Origin of the sequence: Mycobacteroides sp. LB1 (genome assembly GCF_013449725.1) — a bacterium.
Taxonomy (GTDB): domain Bacteria; phylum Actinomycetota; class Actinomycetes; order Mycobacteriales; family Mycobacteriaceae; genus Mycobacterium.
Genome location: NZ_JACCFF010000007.1, coordinates 61,138 through 84,085, shown reverse-complemented (window position 1 = coordinate 84,085; position 22,948 = coordinate 61,138). Strand labels below are relative to the sequence as shown.

Annotated in this window: 26 protein-coding genes and 1 tRNA gene; 16 read left to right on the top strand and 11 right to left on the bottom strand. The window is 64.5% G+C overall.

Going from position 1 to position 22,948, the window contains the following annotated elements:
- The 5 genes from MLB1_RS22205 to MLB1_RS22185 are packed head-to-tail and all read left to right on the top strand — an operon-like array spanning position 1 to position 4,330.
- Positions 1-1,149 (top strand): isobutyryl-CoA dehydrogenase, encoded by a 1,149-nt coding sequence (locus MLB1_RS22205; protein WP_180752020.1) that lies wholly within the window; start codon positions 1-3, stop codon positions 1,147-1,149.
- Positions 1,146-2,177, top strand: coding sequence for an enoyl-CoA hydratase/isomerase family protein (locus MLB1_RS22200; RefSeq protein ID WP_180752019.1), 1,032 nt, complete (start codon positions 1,146-1,148; stop codon positions 2,175-2,177). Before MLB1_RS22205 ends, MLB1_RS22200 begins: the two co-directional genes overlap by 4 nt.
- Positions 2,174-3,058 carry a 3-hydroxyisobutyrate dehydrogenase gene (mmsB, locus tag MLB1_RS22195; RefSeq protein WP_180752018.1) on the top strand — a complete coding sequence of 295 codons (885 nt, stop codon included), beginning with the start codon at positions 2,174-2,176 and terminating at the stop codon, positions 3,056-3,058. The genes MLB1_RS22200 and mmsB overlap by 4 nt, the downstream gene beginning before the upstream one ends.
- Positions 3,055-3,828: an enoyl-CoA hydratase gene (locus MLB1_RS22190; RefSeq protein WP_180752017.1), complete on the top strand. Its 774-nt coding sequence runs from the start codon at positions 3,055-3,057 to the stop codon at positions 3,826-3,828. The genes mmsB and MLB1_RS22190 overlap by 4 nt, the downstream gene beginning before the upstream one ends.
- Before the next feature lie 4 nt (positions 3,829-3,832).
- Positions 3,833-4,330, top strand: a complete 498-nt coding sequence (locus MLB1_RS22185) for a MarR family transcriptional regulator (protein WP_180752016.1) — start codon at positions 3,833-3,835, stop codon at positions 4,328-4,330.
- A 32-nt stretch (positions 4,331-4,362) separates the two neighbouring features.
- On the opposite strand, the gene MLB1_RS22180 is transcribed toward MLB1_RS22185, so the two are convergent.
- Together MLB1_RS22180 and MLB1_RS22175 are read right to left on the bottom strand one after the other, a co-directional pair.
- Entirely contained in the window at positions 4,363-4,731 is a 369-nt protein-coding gene (locus MLB1_RS22180; protein ID WP_180752015.1) for a rhodanese-like domain-containing protein, read from the bottom strand.
- Positions 4,728-5,300: a cysteine dioxygenase gene (locus MLB1_RS22175; RefSeq protein ID WP_180752014.1), complete on the bottom strand. Its 573-nt coding sequence runs from the start codon at positions 5,298-5,300 to the stop codon at positions 4,728-4,730. The genes MLB1_RS22180 and MLB1_RS22175 overlap by 4 nt, the downstream gene beginning before the upstream one ends.
- A 190-nt stretch (positions 5,301-5,490) precedes the next feature.
- On the opposite strand from MLB1_RS22175, the gene MLB1_RS22170 reads away from it, so the two are divergent.
- From MLB1_RS22170 to MLB1_RS24335, 4 genes are all read left to right on the top strand, one after another.
- Positions 5,491-5,925: a lipoprotein LpqV gene (locus MLB1_RS22170; RefSeq protein ID WP_358146653.1), complete on the top strand. Its 435-nt coding sequence runs from the start codon at positions 5,491-5,493 to the stop codon at positions 5,923-5,925.
- Between the two features lie 164 nt (positions 5,926-6,089).
- Positions 6,090-6,677 (top strand): hypothetical protein, encoded by a 588-nt coding sequence (locus MLB1_RS22165; protein WP_180752013.1) that lies wholly within the window; start codon positions 6,090-6,092, stop codon positions 6,675-6,677.
- The gene (locus MLB1_RS22160) at positions 6,670-7,146 is read left to right on the top strand and encodes a hypothetical protein (RefSeq protein WP_180752012.1); all 477 of its coding nucleotides are present in this window, start codon (positions 6,670-6,672) and stop codon (positions 7,144-7,146) included. The genes MLB1_RS22165 and MLB1_RS22160 overlap by 8 nt, the downstream gene beginning before the upstream one ends.
- A gap of 96 nt (positions 7,147-7,242) precedes the next feature.
- On the top strand, positions 7,243-7,857 hold the full coding sequence (locus MLB1_RS24335; protein ID WP_358146654.1) for a hypothetical protein: 615 nt from the start codon (positions 7,243-7,245) through the stop codon (positions 7,855-7,857).
- 17 nt (positions 7,858-7,874) lie between these two features.
- Here the strand turns inward: MLB1_RS24335 and MLB1_RS22145 are convergent, their stop codons facing one another.
- Both MLB1_RS22145 and MLB1_RS22140 read right to left on the bottom strand, forming a co-directional pair.
- The gene (locus tag MLB1_RS22145) at positions 7,875-8,249 is read right to left on the bottom strand and encodes a hypothetical protein (RefSeq protein ID WP_180752010.1); all 375 of its coding nucleotides are present in this window, start codon (positions 8,247-8,249) and stop codon (positions 7,875-7,877) included.
- Positions 8,250-8,293: 44 nt separating this feature from the next.
- Positions 8,294-8,683 carry a VOC family protein gene (locus MLB1_RS22140; protein ID WP_180752009.1) on the bottom strand — a complete coding sequence of 130 codons (390 nt, stop codon included), beginning with the start codon at positions 8,681-8,683 and terminating at the stop codon, positions 8,294-8,296.
- 47 nt (positions 8,684-8,730) lie between these two features.
- On the opposite strand from MLB1_RS22140, the gene MLB1_RS22135 reads away from it, so the two are divergent.
- On the top strand, positions 8,731-9,360 hold the full coding sequence (locus tag MLB1_RS22135) for a DUF3060 domain-containing protein (protein WP_180752008.1): 630 nt from the start codon (positions 8,731-8,733) through the stop codon (positions 9,358-9,360).
- Between the two features lie 11 nt (positions 9,361-9,371).
- On the opposite strand, the gene MLB1_RS22130 is transcribed toward MLB1_RS22135, so the two are convergent.
- Positions 9,372-10,694, bottom strand: a complete 1,323-nt coding sequence (locus MLB1_RS22130) for an acetyl-CoA hydrolase/transferase family protein (RefSeq protein WP_180752007.1) — start codon at positions 10,692-10,694, stop codon at positions 9,372-9,374.
- Positions 10,695-10,941: 247 nt separating this feature from the next.
- Between MLB1_RS22130 and MLB1_RS22125 the strand changes: the two genes are divergently transcribed.
- Together MLB1_RS22125 and MLB1_RS22120 are read left to right on the top strand one after the other, a co-directional pair.
- The gene (locus tag MLB1_RS22125; RefSeq protein WP_180752254.1) at positions 10,942-11,640 is read left to right on the top strand and encodes an ABC transporter ATP-binding protein; all 699 of its coding nucleotides are present in this window, start codon (positions 10,942-10,944) and stop codon (positions 11,638-11,640) included.
- Positions 11,641-11,768: 128 nt separating this feature from the next.
- A complete protein-coding gene (locus tag MLB1_RS22120) occupies positions 11,769-14,168 on the top strand; it encodes an FtsX-like permease family protein (protein ID WP_255486120.1) in 2,400 nt (799 codons plus the stop codon).
- A 15-nt stretch (positions 14,169-14,183) separates the two neighbouring features.
- Here MLB1_RS22120 and MLB1_RS22115 read toward each other — a convergent pair whose 3' ends face one another.
- From MLB1_RS22115 to MLB1_RS22100, 4 genes are all read right to left on the bottom strand, one after another.
- Entirely contained in the window at positions 14,184-14,807 is a 624-nt protein-coding gene (locus MLB1_RS22115; RefSeq protein ID WP_180752006.1) for a class I SAM-dependent methyltransferase, read from the bottom strand.
- Positions 14,804-15,394, bottom strand: coding sequence for a DUF4389 domain-containing protein (locus MLB1_RS22110; protein WP_180752005.1), 591 nt, complete (start codon positions 15,392-15,394; stop codon positions 14,804-14,806). Before MLB1_RS22110 ends, MLB1_RS22115 begins: the two co-directional genes overlap by 4 nt.
- Positions 15,391-16,599, bottom strand: a complete 1,209-nt coding sequence (locus tag MLB1_RS22105; protein WP_180752004.1) for an NAD(P)/FAD-dependent oxidoreductase — start codon at positions 16,597-16,599, stop codon at positions 15,391-15,393. The genes MLB1_RS22110 and MLB1_RS22105 overlap by 4 nt, the downstream gene beginning before the upstream one ends.
- A gap of 145 nt (positions 16,600-16,744) precedes the next feature.
- Positions 16,745-16,818, bottom strand: a tRNA-Leu gene (locus tag MLB1_RS22100).
- A 321-nt stretch (positions 16,819-17,139) separates the two neighbouring features.
- Between MLB1_RS22100 and MLB1_RS22095 the strand changes: the two genes are divergently transcribed.
- The 4 genes from MLB1_RS22095 (at position 17,140) to MLB1_RS22080 (ending at position 21,282) form a co-directional block, all read left to right on the top strand.
- Positions 17,140-18,981 carry a fatty acyl-AMP ligase gene (locus tag MLB1_RS22095; protein WP_180752252.1) on the top strand — a complete coding sequence of 614 codons (1,842 nt, stop codon included), beginning with the start codon at positions 17,140-17,142 and terminating at the stop codon, positions 18,979-18,981.
- An 86-nt stretch (positions 18,982-19,067) separates the two neighbouring features.
- Positions 19,068-19,547 (top strand): XRE family transcriptional regulator, encoded by a 480-nt coding sequence (locus tag MLB1_RS22090; protein ID WP_180752003.1) that lies wholly within the window; start codon positions 19,068-19,070, stop codon positions 19,545-19,547.
- 2 nt (positions 19,548-19,549) lie between these two features.
- The gene (locus tag MLB1_RS22085; protein ID WP_180752002.1) at positions 19,550-20,068 is read left to right on the top strand and encodes an ImmA/IrrE family metallo-endopeptidase; all 519 of its coding nucleotides are present in this window, start codon (positions 19,550-19,552) and stop codon (positions 20,066-20,068) included.
- Positions 20,065-21,282, top strand: coding sequence for an MAB_1171c family putative transporter (locus MLB1_RS22080; protein WP_180752001.1), 1,218 nt, complete (start codon positions 20,065-20,067; stop codon positions 21,280-21,282). Before MLB1_RS22085 ends, MLB1_RS22080 begins: the two co-directional genes overlap by 4 nt.
- Here MLB1_RS22080 and MLB1_RS22075 read toward each other — a convergent pair.
- A complete protein-coding gene (locus MLB1_RS22075) occupies positions 21,179-22,045 on the bottom strand; it encodes a sulfite exporter TauE/SafE family protein (protein ID WP_180752000.1) in 867 nt (288 codons plus the stop codon). The genes MLB1_RS22080 and MLB1_RS22075 overlap by 104 nt on opposite strands.
- The gene (locus tag MLB1_RS22070; RefSeq protein WP_180751999.1) at positions 22,042-22,932 is read right to left on the bottom strand and encodes an alpha/beta fold hydrolase; all 891 of its coding nucleotides are present in this window, start codon (positions 22,930-22,932) and stop codon (positions 22,042-22,044) included. The genes MLB1_RS22075 and MLB1_RS22070 overlap by 4 nt, the downstream gene beginning before the upstream one ends.
- Between the last annotated feature and the right edge of the window lie 16 nt (positions 22,933-22,948).

Here is a 22,948-nt window from a genome sequence, read left to right as displayed (position 1 = left end):
ATGTTCGAGCTGACTGATGAACAGCGCGCAATCTGGAATACGGCGCGGGAATTCGCCGATATCCACATCGCGCCCAACGCCCTGGACTGGGATCGCGACAAATACTTCCCAGTCGAGGTGTTCCCGAAGGCCGCGGCGCTGGGCATGGGCGGTATCTACATCGACCCCGAGGTCGGCGGCTCCGGACTGACCCGACTGGACGCGTCGTTGATCTTCGAGGCGATGGCCACCGGATGTGCCGCGGTATCGGCATTCATCTCGATCCACAATATGGCCGCTTGGATGATCGACGAGTTCGGGAACGACGAACAGCGTCAACGATGGCTGCCGGCGATGTGCACCATGGAGACCTTGGGTGCCTACTGCCTCACCGAGCCCGAATGTGGAAGTGATGCATCGGCTTTGCGAACCACCGCGGCCCGCGATGGTGACGAGTATGTGCTCAACGGCGTCAAACAGTTCATCTCTGGTGCCGGTGCCGCAGACCTGTACGTGGTGATGGCACGCACCGGCGGACCCGGCCCACGGGGCATCTCCACCATCGTCGTCCCCAAGGACACACCCGGGCTGTCGTTCGGGCCTCCCGAACGCAAGATGGGCTGGCACGCCCAGCCGACCGCGCAGGTCGTCTTCGAGGATGTCCGGGTCCCGGTGTCCAACCGAATCGGCGAGGAAGGCATCGGATTCACCATCGCGATGCGCGGCCTCAACGGTGGCCGGCTCAATATCGCGTCATGCTCGCTCGGGGGTGCGCGTTCGGCATTGGAGAAGGTCATTGAGTATCTGCGCACGCGTAAGGCGTTCGGTGAGGAGCTGATCAAATTCCAGGCGCTGCAATTCAGACTCGCGGATATGGCCACCGAGCTGGAGGCCGCCCGCACCATGGTCTGGCGCGCCGCGTCTGCCGTACAGGAGGGCAATCCTCGGGCGGCCGAGCTGTGTGCCATGGCCAAACGCATTGCCACTGACGTAGGTTTCACGGTGGCCAACGACGCGTTGCAGCTGTATGGCGGCTACGGCTACCTGGCCGAGTACGGCATCGAGAAGATCGTGCGCGACCTACGGGTACACCAGATCCTGGAAGGAACCAACGAGATCATGCGAGTCATTGTGTCCCGCAAGCTTATCCAAGAAGGGCTCCCGGCGTGACGGATCAGATCGAGACCCGGGTCGAGAAAGGCGTCGGCCTGCTCACGCTCAACCGCCCCAAGGCCATCAACTCGCTGACCAACGACATGATCACCGCGATGTCGGCTGCCCTGTCCGAGTGGGAGGCCGATGACGCGGTGCGCGCCGTGGTGCTCTCGGGTGCCGGGGAGCGCGGCCTGTGCGCGGGTGGTGACGTGGTGGAGATCCACAACAGCGCCAAGATCGACGGCGTAGTTGCCCGCCGATTCTTCCGCGAGGAGTATCAACTCAACGCCCAGGTCGGCCGGTTTCCGAAACCGTATGTGGCACTGATGGACGGCATCGTGATGGGCGGTGGCGTCGGAGTGGCCGGACATGCCGACATCCGTGTCGTCACGGACACCTCCAAGGTCGGCATGCCGGAGGTGGGGATTGGCTTCATCCCCGACGTGGGCGGCACCTATCTGCTCTCGCGCGCTCCTGGCCAGCTCGGTCTGCACGCCGGGCTCACCGGCGCCCCCTTCTCCGGTGCCGACGCCATCGCGTTGGGGTTCGCCGATCATTTCGTGCCCCATGACCGGCTCGACAAATTCGTCAAGGCCATCATCGATAGCGACATCGCGACCGCACTTGCGGTGCACGGCACCAATGCCCCCTCGAGCGACCTGCTGGCGCAGCGTAATTGGATCGATGAGTGCTACGCCGGCGAAACCGTCGCCGATATTGTCGCGGCGCTGCAGGCGCATGGCGATGAGCGGGCACGTGCAGCCGCCGACCAAATCCTGACCCGCTCCCCCATCGCCTTGTCGGTGACGCTCGCGGCGGTGCGACGGGCTCGGGACTTGCCCTCGTTGGAAGCGGTTCTCACGCAGGAATATCGGGTGTCCAGCCAGTCGGTGCGTTCACACGACCTCGTTGAGGGCATCAGGGCTCAGCTGGTCGACAAGGACCGCAACCCGCAGTGGGATCCGAAGACACTCGCCGCGGTCACCACGGCCGACATCGACGCCTTCTTCCAACCGGTCAGCGATGATTTGGAGTGGTCATGACGAGCACAATCGCCTTTATCGGCTTGGGACACATGGGGTTACCGATGGCGGTCAACCTCACCAAGGCCGGGCACACTGTGACCGCCTTCGACCTGTCCGAGCAGGCACGCGGCGCCGCCACCGAAGCCGGTGTGCCGCTGGCCGAGTCTGGTGCGGCCGCCGCCGCGACCGCCGATGTGGTGATCACCATGCTGCCCAAGGGTGAGCATGTGCTCGCGGCGTATCGGGAACTGCTGCCGGCCGCGAGTCCGGACACGCTGTTCATCGACTCGTCCACCGTCGACGTGGCCGACGCCCGCGCAGCACACGAGGCCGCGACCGCTGCCGGGCATCGCTTCGTCGACGCCCCGGTGTCCGGCGGAGTTCCCGGCGCCACCGCGGCGACGCTGACGTTCATGGTGGGCGCCGACGATGCCGTATTCGCCGCCGCGGAACCAATTCTCGCGGCCATGGGCAAGCGTGTGGTGCACTGCGGCGGCCCTGGTGTCGGCCAGGCCGCGAAGATCTGCAACAACATGATCCTCGGGGTCTCGATGATCGCGATCAGCGAGGCATTTGTACTCGGCGAGAAGCTCGGACTGTCGCACCAGGCCCTGTTCGATGTCGCGGCCAACGCCTCGGGCCAGTGTTGGGCGCTGACCTCCAACTGTCCGGTTCCCGGGCCCGTACCCACCAGCCCGGCCAACAGCGACTACGCCCCCGGATTTGCGGTGGCGCTAATGTCCAAGGATTTGGGCCTGGCCGCCAATGCGGTGCGCGCCAACGGAGTTGATGCGCAGCTCGGGCTCGCGGCGGCGCATATCTACGACGATTTCAACACCACCGGCGGCTCCGGCCTAGACTTCTCGGCGATCTTCACGCAAATCCAAGGAGCGTCATGACCTTCGAAACAATCCTGACCGAGCGCATCGACCGAGTTGCCGTCATCACGCTGAACCGACCCAAGGCACTCAACGCACTGAATTCACAGGTGATGAAGGAGGTCACCGCTGCGGCCGCCGAGTTCGACACCGATCAGGGCATCGGCGCGATTGTCATTACCGGCAGCGAGAAGGCCTTCGCCGCGGGCGCGGACATCAAGGAAATGGCCGACCAGTCGTTCGGTGACATGTTCGGCACCGACTTCTTCGCAGCCTGGGCCAAGCTGCCCGCAGTGCGCACCCCAACGATCGCCGCGGTGAGCGGATACGCCCTCGGGGGTGGATGCGAGCTGGCGATGATGTGCGATCTGATCATCGCCGCCGAGAACGCCAAGTTCGGCCAACCCGAGATCAAGCTCGGCGTGCTGCCCGGCATGGGTGGCTCGCAACGGCTCACCCGGGCGATCGGCAAGGCGAAGGCCATGGACATGATCCTCACGGGACGCAATATGGATGCCGCCGAGGCCGAGCGCAGCGGTCTGGTATCGCGCGTGGTACCCACCGAGAGCCTGCTCGACGAGGCCAAGGCCGTCGCCAAGACCATCTCGGAAATGTCCCTCTCGGCCTCGATGATGGCCAAGGAAGCGGTCAATCGGGCCTTCGAGTCCAGCCTCGCCGAGGGATTGTTGTTCGAGCGCAGGATCTTCCACTCAGCGTTCGCGACCGCCGACCAGTCCGAGGGAATGGCCGCGTTCTCCGAGAAGCGTCCTGCCAACTTCATTCATAGGTAAGCCCATGTCCCTGCCATTCGATCCCGTCGACGACGCCCAACGCCATTGGGTCGAGAACGGCTGGGGCGAGGTCTCCGACGGGATGGCCGCGGTCACGTCGGTGATGCGGGCGCATCAGATCATGCTGGCCCGGGTCGAGGACGTGCTGCGGCCACATGGCCTGACGTTCTCCCGGTACGAACTGCTGATGCTGCTGTCGTTCAGCCGGGCCGGCTCCATGCCAATGGCGAAAGCCAGTGCACGCCTTCAGGTTCACCCCACATCCGTCACCAACACCGTGGATCGTCTACAGGAAGCCGGCCTGGTGCGTCGCGTTCCCAACCCCGCCGACGGCCGCGGCACCCTGGTGGAGATCACTGATGCCGGACGCGATCTCGGTTCGCAGGCGACCACGGACTTGAACGCGAAGGTGTTCGCACAGATCGGACTATCCCCGTCGCGCACCCGCACCCTGGTGTCGGTGCTGACGCATCTACGGCGCGATGCGGGCGACTTCGGGTAGCCGCCGGGGTCGCTAAGCTCCAGCCCGCCGAATCAAATCAAGATGCCCTTGTCCTTGAGGGCCTTATATCCACCGATGACATCGGTGGCACGGTAGAGGCCGATCTCCTGCAGCGAGGCGGCAGCCAGGCTGGAGGTATAGCCCTCCTGGCACAGGATGACCCATTCGACATCGTGGTTACCCGCCTCCGGGATGCGCGCGTCGCTTTCCGGGTCAAGACGCCACTCCAAGACATTGCGTTCGATGACCAAGGCGTTGATCACCTCACCCTCTTGGGCACGTTGCGCCGCCGGCCGGATGTCCACCAACCGCGCACCGCGGCCGAGCGCGGTGGGCAGCTCATCGGCCGGCAGACGGCGCAGGCGCCCGCGCGCCGAGGCCAGCAGATCGTGGATCGTCATGCCGCAGGCCCTTCCGGCTCATCCGTGAGGATGGTGCGGCTACGTCGCAACGTCTTGGCCTGAGTCACTTCGTAGTAGGACATCGCGGTCAGCGGCGGCGAGTACGCGTGCACGCTCAGAGTGGGCCCGATTTCGGCAGGAATCGGCGCTCCACCCGATTTCACGGGGGCGCGCATGACGTCGTGCACCCAGCCGAGCGGAAAGCCCGCCTGATCGCCCGCGTCGAGCCCGCGACGAACCAGTTGGCTTCCATTCCAGCGATATTCGTGTAGCGAACCGCTAAGCACGGTAAGCGCACCGAGCGATCCGCAATGGTCGTGCAGTTCGGTGGACTTGTCGGGCACCCAGCTGATCAGCCAGACGTCGAGCTCGTCGTCGGTATGAATGCGGGTGGCCCACCGCTCGTCGATGGGAAGGCCGCCCGCGGGCAGCAGATGGTCAAACCGACCGCGCAGGGCGTCGTCGGCGCCCTCATCGGTGATGCGGAGCAGATCCGGCAGTCGAAGTCGGGTGGGTGAGGATCCGGCCGAGGCGGGGCGGCGCAGATCCAGGACAGATGCAGTGGTCATGAATGCTCAATCGATGGAAGGGGCAGGGGTGGCGACGGACTAGCAGCGCTAGCCGCAACACCACCCCTGAAAACCCCTGTGTCCCATCACAGCTCATATGGTACCGGCGTTTTCCAGCGGTTTTCCTCTCGGAGCAAAAGCTCTGAGTGAGTAAATGTTGTTGCTGGTAGGTACTTGCTAGTTTGGAGTGGTGACCGTCCCAACACGCATCGTCGCGACCCTGATTGCCCTCTGCGTCCCGTTGATCGGTGCGGGATGCGCGTCGAAGTCCGACGACAAGGCGGCGCCGAGCCCTTCCGCCAGCACCACCGCTCCGATCGAGAGCCCCGCCGCCCAGCCCTCGGACTCCGGGTCGGCACTGTCGCCCTCAGGCGTCACGACATCCGTCAACGCCGCACCCAGCTCGTTGGAGGAGGAGTACTACCAGGCCTGCCGAGCAGCGGCCGATTGGATGACCGGGAAGCAGGACGGCCACGTGCAGCTCGTGGAGGGATACCTCCAGTCCATTCAGACATCCGGAAACGTCGGCCCGGGAACCTTTCACAAGTCCTGGCATGAGCTGCCCGCAGACCGGCAAGCTGCGGTGATCGTCGCGACGAATGCCGCGGCCGAGCAGCAGTGCTGAGGGCTAACCAAGAAACCTTCTGTAATTCGACAGAATTCGGGCAAATAGGCGTTTAGCTGGCGTCCAGCAAATCTAAAGCACAGCCGTTACATCTCGCCTTGGAGGAACCTGAGCGCGGTGTTAGCATGCTCCGGTCAGTGCTCATGGGGTCACGGATGCAATGAATGCGTCCACTCACCGAACGGACGGTAACGACGTTGGCAAACTCAGATCAGCTTCCCCCGAAGCCCTCGCTGGTTCATTGGACGATTGTCGGTACGGCGATTGTCGCAACGATCGTCGCGGCGGTTGTCGGATTTACATCCAGCGACACCGAACTCGTACGATTCGTTCAGGGCATCGTCACTCCACTCCTTGCCCTCGTCGCCGGGATCTTGATTGCCGATCTGTATCACCGCATACAGCAGAGCAACAATCTTGACCGCAATGTTGGACAGTCGGCGTACTCCACGATGGTGACGCTGCAGGGAATGATCGACGTGGACAAGCACCTTGCGGCCGCGTCGAACGACCTCAACGAGGGCAATAAGCCGGCTGCGTCCAGCGCCCTCAACCTTGCCCTGACAATCAGCCGTCTGACTTTGCGCCACGCCTTCCAGGCATTGCGCGAATCGGAGAATGTATCCAGCACCGCGGTAGCCAAGGCCAAGACCGATTTCGCGACGGCAGAGACCGCCGGACAGCCAGAGCGGCAAAGGATTGAGACCGCTCCGCGAGCGAACAACTACACCGTCGGTGTGGGCAATGCCTGAAGAGACGAAGCCAGCGGAGCAATCGGCTGGTGAGCAAGAGTCCGAGCCACTGGACCCGATAATCGGGAAGGTGGCCGATATCGTCGACCGCTACTCGGTGCTGGTCAACAAGGGTGATGACGCCGGAGTAGAGGTCGGGATGATCTTCTCCGTCATCGGCGCCACCGGGACCGCGGTGCGCGATCCCGAATCCGGCGAGGACCTGGGCACTCTGCCCATCGAGAAGGCCCGCATCCGGGTCACCGAGGTGTACTCCAAGTTCTGCCAGGCCGAGACCTATCGCGTCACCGAGCCCGCGGTCGCGGGCCTGATCAGCGACATCCTGCAGGAACAGTGGCCCGGAACCACCGACGACTTCGGTCGCGAACAGTTCCAGCTGAAAGTCGTGCCCACTCCCACGGTGCCGGAGGCGGCCGAGGTGCATATCGATGTCGGCGATTACGTCTGTGAGCTGACACCCGCTTCATAGCGGCTTAGCGATTTTGCACCGAAATCATCCCGTGGCCGACAGGTGAACATTGAAAAACTCACCTATATGCGGCGTCTAGGTTGTTACGTTCGGATCATGGATACCAATCTGATGAAACGAGCAGCAGGCGCGGTCTCCATCGTCGCCATATCCGCGGCTGTCGTGGTCGCGTGTTCCCAAGAAGACAAAAACGCCGCCAAGGAGTCGCTGTCCAGCGCCACGAGCGCGGCATCGTCGGCCATCAGCGCTGGTGGTAGCGCCGCATCGAGTGCCGCATCGTCGGCAAGCAGTGCGGTGTCGTCCGTCATCGCCGGGGCGCCATCAACGGTTAACGTGCCGGGCGTCGGCGATGTGACGCTGGAACCGCCAGTCGCCGAGGCGTACACCAAGGCCGGTGGTGAAGCCAAGCTCGGTCTGCCGACCGGGCAGCCCGAAAAGGTTGGCGACGGCACCGTACAGGCCTTCGCCAAGGGCACCATCTTCAGCTCGCCGTCGACCGGTGCACACCTGGTGCAGGGCGAAATCCTGAAGGTGTACACCGAGCAGGGTGGAGCAGGCGGCACGCTTGGATTCCCCACTGCCGACGAGGCCGAGACGGCAGGCGGACCTGATATCGCCAAGGGCGGTTGGGTCGGCGAATTCCAGAAGGGCACCATCACCTGGCTGAACCAGGGCGACGGGACCTTCAAGGAAACCGTCACCCAGAAGTAGCAGACCGCGATCGACGGCTAGCGCCCGCCGCGGAACCAGCGCGGGTTCTCGGCGGGCGACCAGCCGGGCAGCGTCAGGTCCGGCCACGGCGGGCGACGGATGATGGCTACAAGTCCCAAGACCGCCGCGAGCAGACCGGTGAGTATGCCCAACGTCGAAGCGCGGTCAGCGTTAAAGGCCGGGCACCATTGGGCGTGCCCGTCTTTGACGACGAACACGCCTAGCGGTCTGGCAAGTGTTTCCAGAGGTGCACCCTCTGGGCCGCGACTGCGGCTGCGCACCTTGGCAACAGTGATGACCATGGTGCCGTCGGCCGTTGTATATGGCTCGCCGTAGACGATCGAATTACCGCCGTCGGTCGCGAGTCCTTCGAATGAGGTTGGCAGTCGCATGCGGTCATTGTCACCCCGAACCGCATCGATGGCGAGAGATTCCTTCAGGCCTCGGCGCCGGAGAACAGAATGAGGTTGCCGTCGGGATCCTTCACGATGAAGGTGACGCTCCCCCAGGATTCCTCCTGCAACGGCTGGTGGAACGCCACGCCTGCGGCTCGATACTCCTCATACAGTGGGCCCAGTTTGTACAGCGTCAGCACCGCGGACAGCGGATCACGCTCTGTGGCAAGGAAATTGCTGTCGAATACCGGACCCGCGACCTTGCGGAGATTGAGGCTCGCACCGCTGCGCCCCACCTGTCCGTAGAAGGGTGGTTCCCCATATATGAAGGCCAGCTCAAAACCGAGCTTCTCGACGTAGAAGCCGATGGCACGTTCGAGGTCGGTGACGAACAACTGCGGTTCGGCGACAATGACATCGGTCGAGGCCATGACGAAACGCTACCGCTACGAGGCGCTCGGTGTGGGACCATCTGTGAGTGGAGCCGGATGGTGATCCCGAAGCCAGAATCCGAGAGCTGGAACGCTCATTGAGCGAGGCGGCGCGGACGTCGGAACTCGGCGTCACGAACCGGAGCCCGTATCCGCCGCCGGTGTATCAAACGACTTACGCACCACGCCCACCCGTCCGGAAGTTCGGCCGCTGGTTCGCTGTCTTCTCTGCCCTCATAGCGGCGGGGGCGGCGGGACTCGTCTTCTATGCCGCCAATCCCACCGTGCCCCGGAATGTGCAGACAAGTCCGGGTGCGACGACCACACGGCCGGTCAGATCAACCGTCGTCAAGCTCCCGACGCGTGCCACGGCGACGACCACCTCGGTCCCCGGCCCTACGTATGCGCCGCCCGGTTCGACTTTCAGTGTCTCCGGCACGCACAAGCAGATAACAGTCAACTGCGACGACTGCTCGGTCAACGTCAGCGGTGTCTCGAATACCGTTGAAGTCCAGGGCAATTGCGACACCCTCACGGTATCCGGTGTCGAGAACGCCGTAACGGTCGAGACTGCACGAGAGATCCGCGCCTCGGGCTTCGACAACAAAGTCACGTATCACTCCGGGGAACCGGAAGTCTCCAAGTCGGGTGACCGAAATACCGTGGAGCAGGGCTGAGGGCCCACCACTCAACTGACCGGTGAGCGGCCATTCGACGCACGCCCGGCAGCCTCCAACAGGGCGTCCCGGAACTGCGGGTGCGCGATTGCCGCCAGCGCTTCGCCGCGCTCTCGGACCGTCCTACCCTCCAACTCTGCAGCGCCGTACTCGGTGACGATCACGTCGACCTGGTGACGCGGCGTGGTGATAACGACGCCGGGTCCAAACCACGGCACGATTCGCGACTGCAACACACCGTCTTTCTCGAATGTCGAGGGCAGGCAGATCAGCGAACGGTCCGACAGCTCCAGCCCGGCCCCGGCCACGAAGTCCTCGGCACTACCGATCCCGCTGAACTGCCCTCCGGCGATGGTGTCGGCGACCACTTGCCCCTGGATGTCGATGGCGAGCGCACCGTTGATCGAAATCATGTCGGTGTTGGCGCCGATCACCTCCGGTGCGTTGACAATCTCAACCGGCAGGAACGCAACATCGGGGTTGGCGTCCAGCCACGCATAGAGCTGCGCTGATCCGAAGGCGAAGGTCGTCACACTAACGCCGTCGTACTGCCCCTTGCCGGTGTTGGTGACCTTGCCGGCGCGGTGCAGTCGCATGCAACCGTCGGTGAACATCTCGCTGTGCAGCCCATAGCCGGCGCCGTCCCCCTCGGCCAACAGAGTCGCAATCTGGTTGGGAATTGCCCCGATTCCGGTTTGTAATGTCGACCCCGAACCAATGAATGCCACGGCGTGTTGGGCGATGGCCCGATCGATATCCGACGGCCCCCCATCGCCGCCGGGTAGCGTCAGCGGGGCATCCGTCGAGTGCACCAGGATGTCGATCTCGTCGAGGTGCAGCGCGTGGCGATGCTGCTCCCCGAACCCGAACGTGCGCGGATATCCTTCCGAGACTTCGACAATGAGCAGGCGCTCCGGATCAGCGCCTGCCCGGCGCAACTCACCGATCGTCCCGCCCGCATGCAGCGACAGAGAACACCAGCCGTCGGCATCGGGCGGCGTCGCGACGGTGGTCATCACCCGAGGCGACTGGCGCTCAATCAGCGGGCCGAATCGGCGGAAGTCCGCGGCGGCGAATTCGATATCGGCGCCCATATCCCGCAGCGCGCGCTCGATCGGCCCGAAAAAGCCCGACAGGTAGTGCACACCCGGACGGGAGAACAGTTCGGTGCCAACCGCGAGTAGCGCGCCGTACACCCGTAAATCCGCCCAGTCCCGGCGCACGCCGAGGGCGCGCAGGAAAGCTGGCGGCTGGCCGGGGCCCAGCGGGATTCCCAGCGTGTCGACGGGGTTCAACCGGGCAGCGGCCTGTTCGGCGGTGAACTCCTGCGGCATGACACCAATCTTGCATGACCTGCGCTCAGCAGTCGGACTCGAAACGGCACTGAGCGGATTTCTAATCCGCTGCCGCGGCCAATTGGGTTGCGGGGCTCACCTAAGAACCTCACATAAGCCCACATTTCGCAAGAGCGCCAGGAGTAGGCTCCGCATATCCCGACCGCGCCTCCGCGCGCCGGGCAACCCGGTCTCGCGGGAGGCCACCTTGAGCCGACTGGACAACGCCGATACGACCCGGCGCGAACTGACCATCGAACTGCGCAATGTAGTGCGCGAGTACAGGGTTGGTGGGCAGACGGTGCGCGCCCTCGACGAGATCAGCCTGCGCCTCGCCGGCGGCCAGTTCGTGTCGGTCATCGGGCCATCGGGGGCGGGGAAAAGCACACTGCTACATCTACTCGGGGCGTTGGACTCCCCCGACTCGGGATCGATCACCTTCGACGGTGAAGAGATCGGCAGGCTCCGCGACGAGCAACAGTCGGAGTTCCGCCATCGTCGGGTCGGGTTCGTCTTTCAGTTCTTCAACCTGCTGCCGACGCTATCGGCGTGGGAGAACGTGGCAGTGCCGAAGCTGCTCGACGGCATCCGGCTGGGCAAGGTCAAATCGGATGCAGTTCGACTGCTGGACCGGGTCGGCCTCGGTAAACGGACCGAACACCGGCCGGCCGAACTGTCCGGCGGCGAGATGCAGCGAGTCGCGGTGGCACGAGCGATGATGATGGATCCACCGCTGATCCTTGCCGACGAACCGACCGGGAACCTGGATTCCCATACGGGTACCGCCATCCTGGCCCTCCTCGCCGAGGTCGCCCATGAAGAAGGCTCCGGCCGCCTGGTAGTGATGGTGACCCACAACGCCGACGCTGCCGCGGCAACCGACCGGGTAATCACCCTGCAGGACGGTCGGCTCGGTTCCGACGAGATGTCGGTGGCGCCAGGGTGAGAGGCCGCGGACGCGAGGAGCAGGTCGGCCTCGGAGACACCATCGCCGCCGCAGCGAGCAGGCTACGTGTGTTCAGTCTGCGCGAACTGACCGTACATCGTCGACGCACAATTGCCTCGATTGCCGTAATGGCGGTTTCTGCAATGTATCTCGTTGCGATATTCGGCATTTTCGGGTCGATCACCGGATCGGTCAACCGGTTGGCGGACGGAGTCTCCGGCGTAGCCGCACTCGAGGTATCAGGTATCACCGACGCGGGGTTCCCCGAAGCGGTATTGGCCGATGTCGCCAAGGTTCCCGACGTGGCGACTGCAGCACCGATGATACGGATGTCCGCACCCACAGCATCGGAACCGGTTCTGCTGTTCGGCGCCGACGACCGCAGTGCCGCGTTGGAAGGCGCCTTGAAAGATGCTGTCGGAGTGCAGATTGAGGCGCCATCACGGGCAGCCGCTGGTGTCCAGGTCGGGCCGGCCGTCGGCCATGCGAAAGGCGATACATTCCAGCTCGGCTCGGGTTCGGTCACCGTCGCCGAAGTGCTCGAGGGCAAGCAACTCGCGGATCTCAACGGTGGACACTATGTGCTTGCTCCCCTGCCGTTGGCGCAGGATGTCACCGGACGGCAAGGTCAGCTCGATTCAATTCTGATCACCACGAGACCAGGTGCGGATCTCGCCGCAGTCCGAGAGCAGGTCACGGCCGCCGTGAACGGCCGGGCGATCGTCGCTGAACCGAGCCTGCGGGCGGCGCGGGCCGGCGACGGTGTCAAGCTCATGAACTACATGGCCCTGATGGGCGCGGCGGTCGCGTTGGTGGTCGGGGCGTTCCTGATCTACACGACGATGACGATGGCGATTGCCCAACGCCGCCCGGCCATCTCGATGCTGCGCGCAATCGGCGGCCGCCGCGTCATGATCGTTCGCGACATGCTCGCCGAGGCCGCGCTCCTCGGGCTGATCGGCGGCGCCATCGGGTCGGCCCTCGGAATAGTACTGGGCCGCTTGGCGATTGGCCGTTTACCGCCGACGGTGACCCAAGGGCTCGAAGCCCGTATCGAGTACTGGCTGCCCGACTACGCGATCCCGGCCGCCGTCGCTGCGACGGTACTCACCAGCGTGGCCGCATCGGCGATGGCTGCGCGGCAGGTGTACAAAGTGTCACCGATCGAGGCGTTGGCACCCGTCGGGGTTTCCGTGGCCGACAACGTGCCGCGTTGGCTGCGTATCGCCAGCGGAGTCGTGGCGGTGGCGATACTGACGGCGTCGATCCTGACCGTGTTCTACCAACCAGGGTCGCTCGCCTTTGTCGCGATCGCCGCCCTGTTCATTGCCGAGATCGCGCTGGGCTTCGCGCTCGCCGGACCCATCGTCAGCGTGACAGCCACGGTGGCTCGACTGTTCGGTTCGCCCGGGGCGCTGGCGGCGGCGACGGTCCAGCGTGCGCCGCGGCGGGTGTGGGCCACCGTGATGACCGTGCTCATCGCCGTGGTCACCACCGTGGTAATCACCGGGACAAACAACGACATGATCCGATCCGCGCGCGACATCTTCGCGCCAGTCGCCGATGTCGATGTCTGGGTGAGCGCTAACTCACCCGACCGCTACCCCACCGATGTTCTGCCGCAAGGTCTTACCGAGAAGGTGGCGGCGGTGCCGGGTGTCGCGAACGTCGCCGAAGGCGCCTCCGGATTCGCCGTCGTCGGCGGCACGCGCGTGATGCTCGATGGATTCTCCCCCGGCACCCGCGATCCGCTTTTCCGTGCGCTCGACGAACAAGTACGTCACGAAGTGCTCATCGGGCGGGGCGTGGTGCTCTCACAGAACCTGGGCAAGACTCTCGGCGTCCGGGTGGGCGACGGACTGCAGCTGCAAACGCCCCACGGCCCACAGCAGACGCCCGTGCTGGCCCTGGTGCCCTACTTCTCGACGGTCATCGGCACCGTCGGGATGAGCCTGGATCACATGCGGGCATGGTTTGACCGCCCCGGCAAGACGACACTCCAAATCACCGCCGTGGACGGCGCAGATCCGGGACGGCTGCTGGCCGACGTCCGCGGTGTGGTGCCCGCACCGAACTACGTGTACGACGGCCGCACCGCGTTGGCTGGTTTAGAAGCCCCGCTGCACCAGAGCATGCTGATCGCCAACGCCGTGTGGATCATCGTGGTGTTCGTCGCTGCGGTCGCGCTGCTGAACACGTTGACGCTCTCGGTACTCGAACGACGCCGGGAAATCGGTGTGCTGCGGGCGATGGGATCCAGCCGCCGTTACACCTTGGGCATGGTCCTTGCCGAGGCCGCGGCCATCGGCGTCGTGGGCGGTGTCTTGGGGCTGCTGGTCGGTCTGATCGATCAGTGGCTGTTCAGCCTCGTCAGCGGCAACATCATGAACTTCAACGTCACCTTCCGGCCGAGCCCGATGGCACTGGTCTTCACCGTGGGCGCGCTGGCGATCAGCCTGCTCGGCTCCGTCCCGCCCGCACGGCGTGCGGCGCGGCTCAACATCATCGAGGCCGTCAGTGTCGAATAACTGTGTCGAATAGCACTATTCGGCTACGGTGGCGATGCCTTGCAGGTGCGGTGTGCACGGCGGCGGCACCAGGGTTCGTCGAACGCTGCGCAGTCCCCCGGTATCGAATCCGGCTGCGGCAATCGCTTCGACGGTCCGGCGGTTCGGCTCGCACCCGGACGCCAGCAACGACCACGGCTTGGCGATCAGATCCTGGAACCGCCCCATCAAACCGTCCCCGCGGACATGCTCGAGGACCACCAACCTGCCTCCCGGTGCGAGCACCCGCCGGATCTCGCCGAGGGTCGCCGCCACATCGTCGACCGAGCACAACACCAGCCCGACATGCACCGAGTCGAAACTGTTGTCCGGGAACGGTATCGACTCCCCGACCCCATCGACGATGTCGACGTCAACGCCGCAGCGGCGCGCAAGGGCGCCAGCCATCCGGCGCATCGCCGCCTCCGGCTCGACCGCCGCGACCGATGTCACCGCGGGTGGAAGAAACATGAGGTCGGTTCCCGGGCCAACGCCCACGATCAGCAGCCTGCCGGTCGCAAGACTCATCGCCTCCCGCCGGTATCGGCGATAGAACAGTCGGTCGAATATCGGCATGCCGAGCCGATATACATACGGGAACAACGGATTACGATGCTTCATGTGTCGCCGCTACCCAAGTCCATTCGGAATGGTGGGTATTCGTCGCACATCAACGAGACGTACACGGCCACCCGGTAACGCCACCGCACGATTCCCATGAGGAGGTCGAACATGCCTTGCGAAACCGTGCCTGTGGCCAACAACCGCACCGCGGAAATCACGCACAGGACCTGCAGCAGTGGCTCCATGGCCCAGCAGATGATGATCTGCGGCAGTGCCAGCAACAGCTTCACCAACACCGCCCAATGGGTGAGTTGTTCCGGATAGTCGACCTCGAGTTCGCCGGGATAGTCGGGCCGCGCGGCAAGCGTGAATGGCGGGTATTCGTCGGTGCTATTCATCGGAAACCGGTAGTTCATCACCCGCCAGGACCAGCGCAGCACCCCGATGTTGAAATCGAAGATGGGCCGCGGGTATCGCCCGGTGAACAAAATGGCAATACCGGCGACGACGGTCAGCAGCGGATACACCAGGTAGAGGACGATCAATATGGGGTAGTGCGGAACGGCCAACACACACCATTTGACGAGCCAGAGCCAGCGAGAGGGCGCGTCGATCGCGCCTCGTACCCGAACCGCGTTCATCATGGCTGACAGCTCGCCGCCGCCGCCGCCAGGTCCCGGCTGATGTCGGCGGCGATCTGACGGTGACTCACCGACTGTAGGAACGTCGCTAGCGCCCAAGTCATGAACCGGTCCGAGATCATCGCTGCCGTCCGCAGCACGGGCTCACCGTGCGAAACCTGCAGCGAGGCCACCCGGGACACGGCTGCAGCGCGGCGTCGACGGGTCTTCTCATACCAGCGCAGCGCATCGGGCAGATCAGTGTTGGTACCGCGCTGGAATTCCGAAACCGCCTTGCACAGCACCATCGTGTCGAGCAGTGCCTGGTTGGCCCCTTGCGCGAGGGTGGGCGGCATGGTGTGGGCCGCATCGCCGAGCAGGGTCAGCACACCGTGGCCTGGTCGGGGAATGGGATGCCGAAAATGGGGATAGGGCGAATGGACCAGATCCTCGTCGGTAAGCGTCGCAAGCACTCGATCGACGGGCTCGGACCACCCGGTGAACGTGGAACGAATCATGTCGATCGGGCGTGCCGGCCTGACAAAGCCGGACGACCAAGGCAGGTCGAACCACCACTGCACATCGGAGCCTCCGGCCGGCCACAGGCCGAGGCTTCCGTGCTCACCGATGACGACGAAGGCGACGTGCTCATCGGCGCCGTTCGGGAGGGTTGCCAGTCCCTGCCAGCTGCACCAGCCGGTCGGCTCCCCGCGCCCTGCGCCGACGACATCGCGAACCATCGAATGCCTGCCATCGGCTCCGATCACCAGGTCTCCCTCGGCCACGCTGCCGTCCGCGAACTCAACCCGCGCCCCGTCGCAGCTGACCACCACTCCGACGGCCCGGGCATTACACCGAATGCATTCCACCGGAAAGTCTTTCAGTAGCCGATCAAGCAGGACATGACGCGGGACCATCCGAACCGGCTCGCCCAGCCGGTCGGCGATCGTGGCCACGTCCAAAGTGGCCAGCGGGTGCCCCGTCGATGTCATGACACGCACGGTGGACAGCTGCTGGCCGGCCCGGTCCATATCCACGCCCAGCTGTCTCAGCACCGTCGCGCCATTCGACCAGATGGTCACTGCACCGCCGCCGGCTTGCAGATCCGGGCGCTGCTCGTAGACGGTGACGTTATGGCCGTCTCGCAATAACCCCCGAGCGATGGAGATACCGCCGACACCGGCACCCACGACCAGGACCCGCAACGACGGCGCCTTCGCTGCTGGCATCAGCTTCGTGGGTCGGCTCGTGAGCCGTTTTGGCTCCACGGCTCAATGTATGACCGCGACGGGCCCGCTGTACAGGGTTTGCCCCCCTAGAGCGGCAGCTGGACGAAACGACCGCCAGTTCATGCCTTTACCGCTTCGCACTCGGTGCCCCCAGTCGGACTCGAACCGACACTTGGCGGATTTTAAGTCCGCTGCCTCTGCCAATTGGGCTATGGGGGCCTCGCAGGTCAACGACAGTTCTACCCGGCGCTCCCCGCGACGCCAACTTGCGTGTCCTGATGACACGCCGCGAACGTGCATACGACCAAAATCACATCCACCCCGTCGACCACCCCGGATCACATTGGAAATTGCCGCCGGTGGGTGATACCTGTTGAAAGACACTAGAATTCAAACTGATTCTAGTGCTGAGTCGTCACCAGATTTCGAGATCGTCGACATCGAAAGTTGCCGCTCAACACAGGAATGGCGAATCACCTGCGAGCTAGCGGATTATTTAGTTAGCGCAGGTAGTGTTTATACGTGAGTCGGGAGTTGGATATGTCAGACGGAGTGGCCGTTCGCGAGAGCGGAGTTGAGGACTATCTCGGTGCCGACGGCACGATCCAACTCCCTCCCGGCTCGACGCTGCTCTCGAACTTCGAGCGCAACATCGCCGAGCTCGGCAGCACCATCTCCTACCGCTACCTCGACTTCACACGTGACGACGACGGCGTGGCCATCGAGCTGAGCTGGAATCAGCTCAGCACCCGGATGCGCGCGATCGGCGCACGCCTGCAGCAGGTGACCGAACCGGGCGATCGCGTCGCGATCCTGGCCCCACAGGGCATCGAGTACGTCATCGGGTTCTTCGCAGCCATCCAGGCCGGAAACATCGCTGTTCCCCTGTTCGCACCCGAGCTGCCCGGCCACGCAGAACGCCTCGACGCGGTGCTCACCGACGCAACGCCGTCGGTCATCCTCACCACCAACAGCGCCGCGGAATCGGTAAACACCTTTCTGCGCAAGCTTCCTCGCCAACGCCGACCGCGGGTCATCGCCATCGACGCGGTACCGGACTCGGTCGGCGAGACGTTGACACCCGTCGAGCTCGATACCGATGACATCGCGTATCTGCAGTACACCTCGGGCTCGACGCGCACCCCGGCCGGTGTGGAGATCACTCACCGCGCGGCCTGTACGAATGTGCTTCAGATGATTCTGGCCGGCGGGCTCGACGCGAGTACACGCAGCGTGAGCTGGCTGCCCCTGTATCACGACATGGGGCTGATCATGATCCTGTTCCCGGCGCTGTGCGGCGGTCACATCACCCTGATGTCACCGTTGGCGTTCGTGCGACGCCCTCGCCGGTGGATCAAACAGCTCGCCGCCGAATCCGCCTACGGGCGGGTGTTCGCGGCGGCACCGAACTTCGCATTCGAACTCGCCGCACAGCGCGGACGCCCCCCGGCCGGCGAGACCTGGAATCTGAGCAATGTCGCGGGCCTCCTCAACGGATCCGAGCCGGTCACCCTCTCCGCGATCGAGAAATTCAATGAGGCCTTTGGCCCCCATGGATTTCCGCCCGCCGCCATCAAGCCGTCCTACGGCATGGCAGAGGCGACGCTCTCCGTCGCCACCATCGCCTCCGACGCGCTCCCCAGCATGATCTACCTGGACCGTGCCCAGCTCGCAGAAGACCGTGCCGTCCCGGTGCCCCCCGACGCTCCGACGGCGGTACCCCATGTCTCCTGCGGTCAGGTGATCTCCTGCCAGTGGCTGGTGATCGTCGACCCACGAACCGGAGCCGAACTCCCCGAGGGAGAAATCGGAGAAATCTGGCTCCACGGCGACAACATCGGCCGCGGCTACTGGGGCCGCGCCCGCGAGACGGAGGAGACCTTCCACAACAGGCTGCGCTCAAGGCTCGAACAGCGCAGCCACGCAACCGGAACCGCCGACGACAGCCGGTGGCTGCGTACCGGCGATCTCGGGGTGTACCTGAAGGACAACCTGTATGTCACCGGTCGCATCAAAGACCTCGTCATCATCGACGGACGCAACCACTACCCCCAGGACATCGAAGCCACCGCCTCGGAGTCCTCTCCAGCCGTCCGCTCCGGATATGTCGCGGCATTCTCCGTCGCGGCCAATCAACTCGCCGAGGCCGCCATCGCCGATACCAGCGAGCGACTGGTCATCGTCGCCGAACGGGCACCCGGATCGGGGCGGGTCGAGCATGAACCGGTCGTCGAGGCCATCCGCGCCGCCATCTCACGCAAGCACGCACTGCCGGTGGCCGATATCCGGCTGGTCGCCGCGGGTGCGATTCCCCGCACCACCAGCGGGAAGCTTGCGCGCCGAGCCTGTCAGATCGAGTACCTCGCGGACACATACCGCTAAACCGAGCACTCAACTGTGCGTTGAATCACACCCGGAGTCTGCCCCCTCGCGTTGAGGGCGCGTCACATCAGTGTTTGACTTATCCGATGGCCACTACGAGCCCGCTGCAGGCGCCCATCCAGGACGCCAAATCCGCCGAGGCGAACCTCGCTGATCGCATCAATGCGCTCTTCCAGTCGCATCGGCGCCCCGACGGACGCATGTGGACCAACGACGAGGTCGCAAGCGGTATCAAGAAGGCCAACTCCGATATCAAGGTCGGCGGCGCCTACCTGTCGGCGCTGCGCACTGGAAAGCGCGCCCGCCCCGCCATCGACCTGCTCGGCGCGCTGGCCGACTTCTTCCGCGTTCCGCTGTCCGTGCTCACCGATCCCGAGCGCACCTATTCGCTCGATGAGCGCCTCGGCGCCCTGGACGAGACCACGCGGGATGAGGTCGAGCTGATCGCATTGCGCGCGATCGGCCTGAATAAGCAGAGCCTGGAAACCGTCGCCGCGGTGCTCGATCACGTGCGCGCACTCCAGGGCCTGCCCACGGTGGACAACTCGGCCAGCAACGGGCAGTAATCATGCCGAAGATGCGTTGTGTCACAACCGATCTACGGTCCACTCGCGAACTTCAAGCAATACACCAACGCTGCAGCCGCAAGCTCACGGATCTGGGGCTGGAGACGCTGACCGCTGTCGAAGACATCCGCGCCCGCGCCAGCGAGCTCAGTGAGCGCGATATTCAACTCGTCCCGTACTCCCTCTCGGGCAGCGGCGTGCACGGCCTCCTCGTCCGCACCGACGCCACCGACTACGTGGTGTACGACAGCGACACCACAACCATGCACCGCGAGCACATCATCTTGCACGAGCTGAGCCACGTGATGTGCGGGCACACCAGCAACAGCCGCCGCGATCTTGCCGAAGTCCTTTGCCGCGAAACCTATCTGGACGATCAGGAAGTCGAAGCGGAGATGCTCGCCTCGATGATGGGACAGCGCGTCAGTCCGGACAGCCACCGCCCCATCGCCGTCACGAACGCCAACCTGCGACGCATTCTGGAATCACTGACCTTGGAAGGTGCGCCGGCGGCACCGTGACCTCAGTTTTCGAAGACTCCGCCGCGGCGTATTCGGTTGCGGCCGTCTTCAGCTTTGCCGCCGTAGTGGTGGTTGCCGCCAACATGCTGCGCTCTCGAGTCCGCCCACCCGCCTCAGTGGCGCTGTTGTTGTCGTTCCTGTTCAAAGGGATTGCCGTCACCTTGGCAACCCCGCCCTTGTATGAGAAATTCGACAACCTGGTCGGCGTGCACAACATGGGCCGGCTCGTCCTGAACCTGTCCGGCGGTATGGCGTGGACTGCGTGCGTACTCATCGTCATCACGTTCTGGGGTGAATCTGGGCACCGGGCCGTACAGCGCGCACGGCTGTGGATCGGCATGGCAGTGGCGGTTGGCGGCGCTCTGACTCTCTGCTGGTTTGTGGCACCCACCTCCGAGCTGCCACAGGATTTCTACGCCTCCCACGGCGCCAAACCCGCCTGGGTCGCGTACATGATGATCTACCTGATCACCTACGGCCTGGGCGCACTCCTGATTATCGTCAAATGCCTCCAGTACGCCCGGTTTCACGATGTGGCGTGGCTGCGACGGAGCATGCTGCTCACCGCCGCCGGGGCAACGATGTGCCTGCTGTTCTGCATCATGCGGGCCCACTCGGCGATCTACGGGATGATCACCAACGACAGCTACTCCTGGCAGCGCCTGGCCCCACTCGCCGCCACGATCGGGCAGATCCTCATCGTGATAGGCCTTGCCGGACCATCCTTTTCACAGCTGGTGTCGTCGACTCGACAACGCATCCAGACCTATCGTTGGCACCACCAACTGGAGCCGCTGTGGACCGCACTGTACGAGGGCAACAGCCAGATCGCGCTGGCACCACCTCGGGCCGCGATCGGCGATTACAATTACCGGCTCTACCGCAGAATTGTCGAGATTCGCGACGGCCTGAGTGCCATCCGCCCGTACCTCGCCGAGGACTCATCGACCACGTCCGCCGCCCGCCAGATCCATTCGGCCATCGAGCAACAGCGCACCGCGCCGCGGAGCGAGAGCTCCTCTGGCACCAAGATCATCGGCGAGCTTCCCGGAGCCAACCGCAAGGAGGAGCTGAGCTGGCTCCTGGCCGTTGCGCGCGAGCTCCAGAAGATCAACCGCCAACACACGCCTGAGGCGACGGCACTGGCCTTGGTTGCTTCGTCTGCCGGACAGGCGGTTTCCTCGTCTTCAGGGCCCGCACAATCTCGCGGATAGCGATGAACACCAGGTAAGAGCCGAATACCAACGCGAGCCATCGAGCGTTGAGGGCGAGCGCCAGCAGAGCTCCTACCACGGTGCCCGGCAACGCGAATGCGGCCAACCGGAAGCCGATCCACGAATCAGCCGTGCCCTGCCGTAGATGTGTGGTCGACGCGACGAGCGCGTTGGGCAGCATCACCATCAACGAGGTGCCCTCGGCCACGTGCAGGTCGGACCCGAACAGCACCAGCATGGCCGGAACCGTCAGCAGCCCACCGCCCAGACCCAAGGCGGCCGACCAGGCGCCCACCACGAAGCCGACGAAGGCCCCGATGGCGATTACAGATGGGACACTGGACAAGACGCCGTCGGGAAGCAAGGCGTCGCCCGCAGACGGATCGATACCCGAGGCACTGAGCAGCAGCTTGAGCGCCGTCGCCAGCAGCACGAAGACGAACAGCGCCTTAAGGATCCATTCCGGGATTCGTGCCACCAGCTTGGCCCCCACCACTGCGCCGATCACCCCACCGGCCATCAGCCCGGCGCCGGCCACCACATCCACCTTCGCTCCGTGCAACGCGTAGACGGTGCTACCCGCTATAGCGGCGGAGACGTTCGGCAGCGTCGAGGTGCCATGAATGACCGCCCTGCTCAACGCGGTTGCCCGCGCCAGCGAGGGAACGGTGATCACACCAGTGCCACCACCGAGCAGCCCGCCCGATATCCCCCCCAGCACGCCGATACGCGCAAGCGTCCCCAACCCGGGACGCTCGGTCATCCGGCCACCCGGAGCTTCTCGATATCGGAGAACTCGGATAACCGGAAGAACGCCTCGGCGCGGTCCAGAATGGGCTCGCGCATCGTGACGGTCTGCCCGTGATCGCACCCCGCCAACAGCGTGAAGTAGGCGCGGGGCATCCGCACCGCGGCCTCACGCGATTCCGCCAGACGCAGCGGGTCCTTCGACCCGGCGAAAAACAGTGTGGGCGTGTAAATCTGAAGAAGGTCCTGCTCGGCGACGCCGGGTTCGTCATCCCACTGCCGCAGCAGCGCCGACAGCCCACGTTGCCCCAACGCCTCGATCGTCGCACGGAATGCGGACCCCATCCGTTGATCTCGGTGCGCCTCCCACCCCGCGATGAACCCGTCGAGCCCCGATTCCTCTACCACCCGAACGGCATCCGGGAAGATCAGCATGTCCACCGCGCCGCGCTGCGGCCGGTGCGACGAGCCGGCGACCACCAGCGAAGTCAGCCGTTCCGGCGCTACAGCAGCCAGCGTCAGTCCGATTCGTCCACCAAGCGAGTAACCGATGTAGTGCGTGCGCTCGATGCCCAGGTGATCGAGCACCGCGCAGACGTCCCGCACTGAAGAGGCGATGGCGTAACCGCCGGGATGATCGGGTTTCTCGCTGTCACCGTGGCCGCGCACGTCGATGGTGGTCACCCGATACTGCTGAGATAGCTGGGTGATGTATCCGTGCTTGGACCACACGCTCGAGGACTGCAGGCTGCCGTGAACCAGCAACACATGCTCGATACCGGGCCGTGCCTTCCCATAGGTGCGATAGGCGATCGCGGCACCGTCACTGTCCGGGCGTCGCACGAAACCTGTTTCAGTGACTCCAATTTCGCGTACTACGGCGGTGGACATCGAAAAGGACATAACCAACCAAACCTTC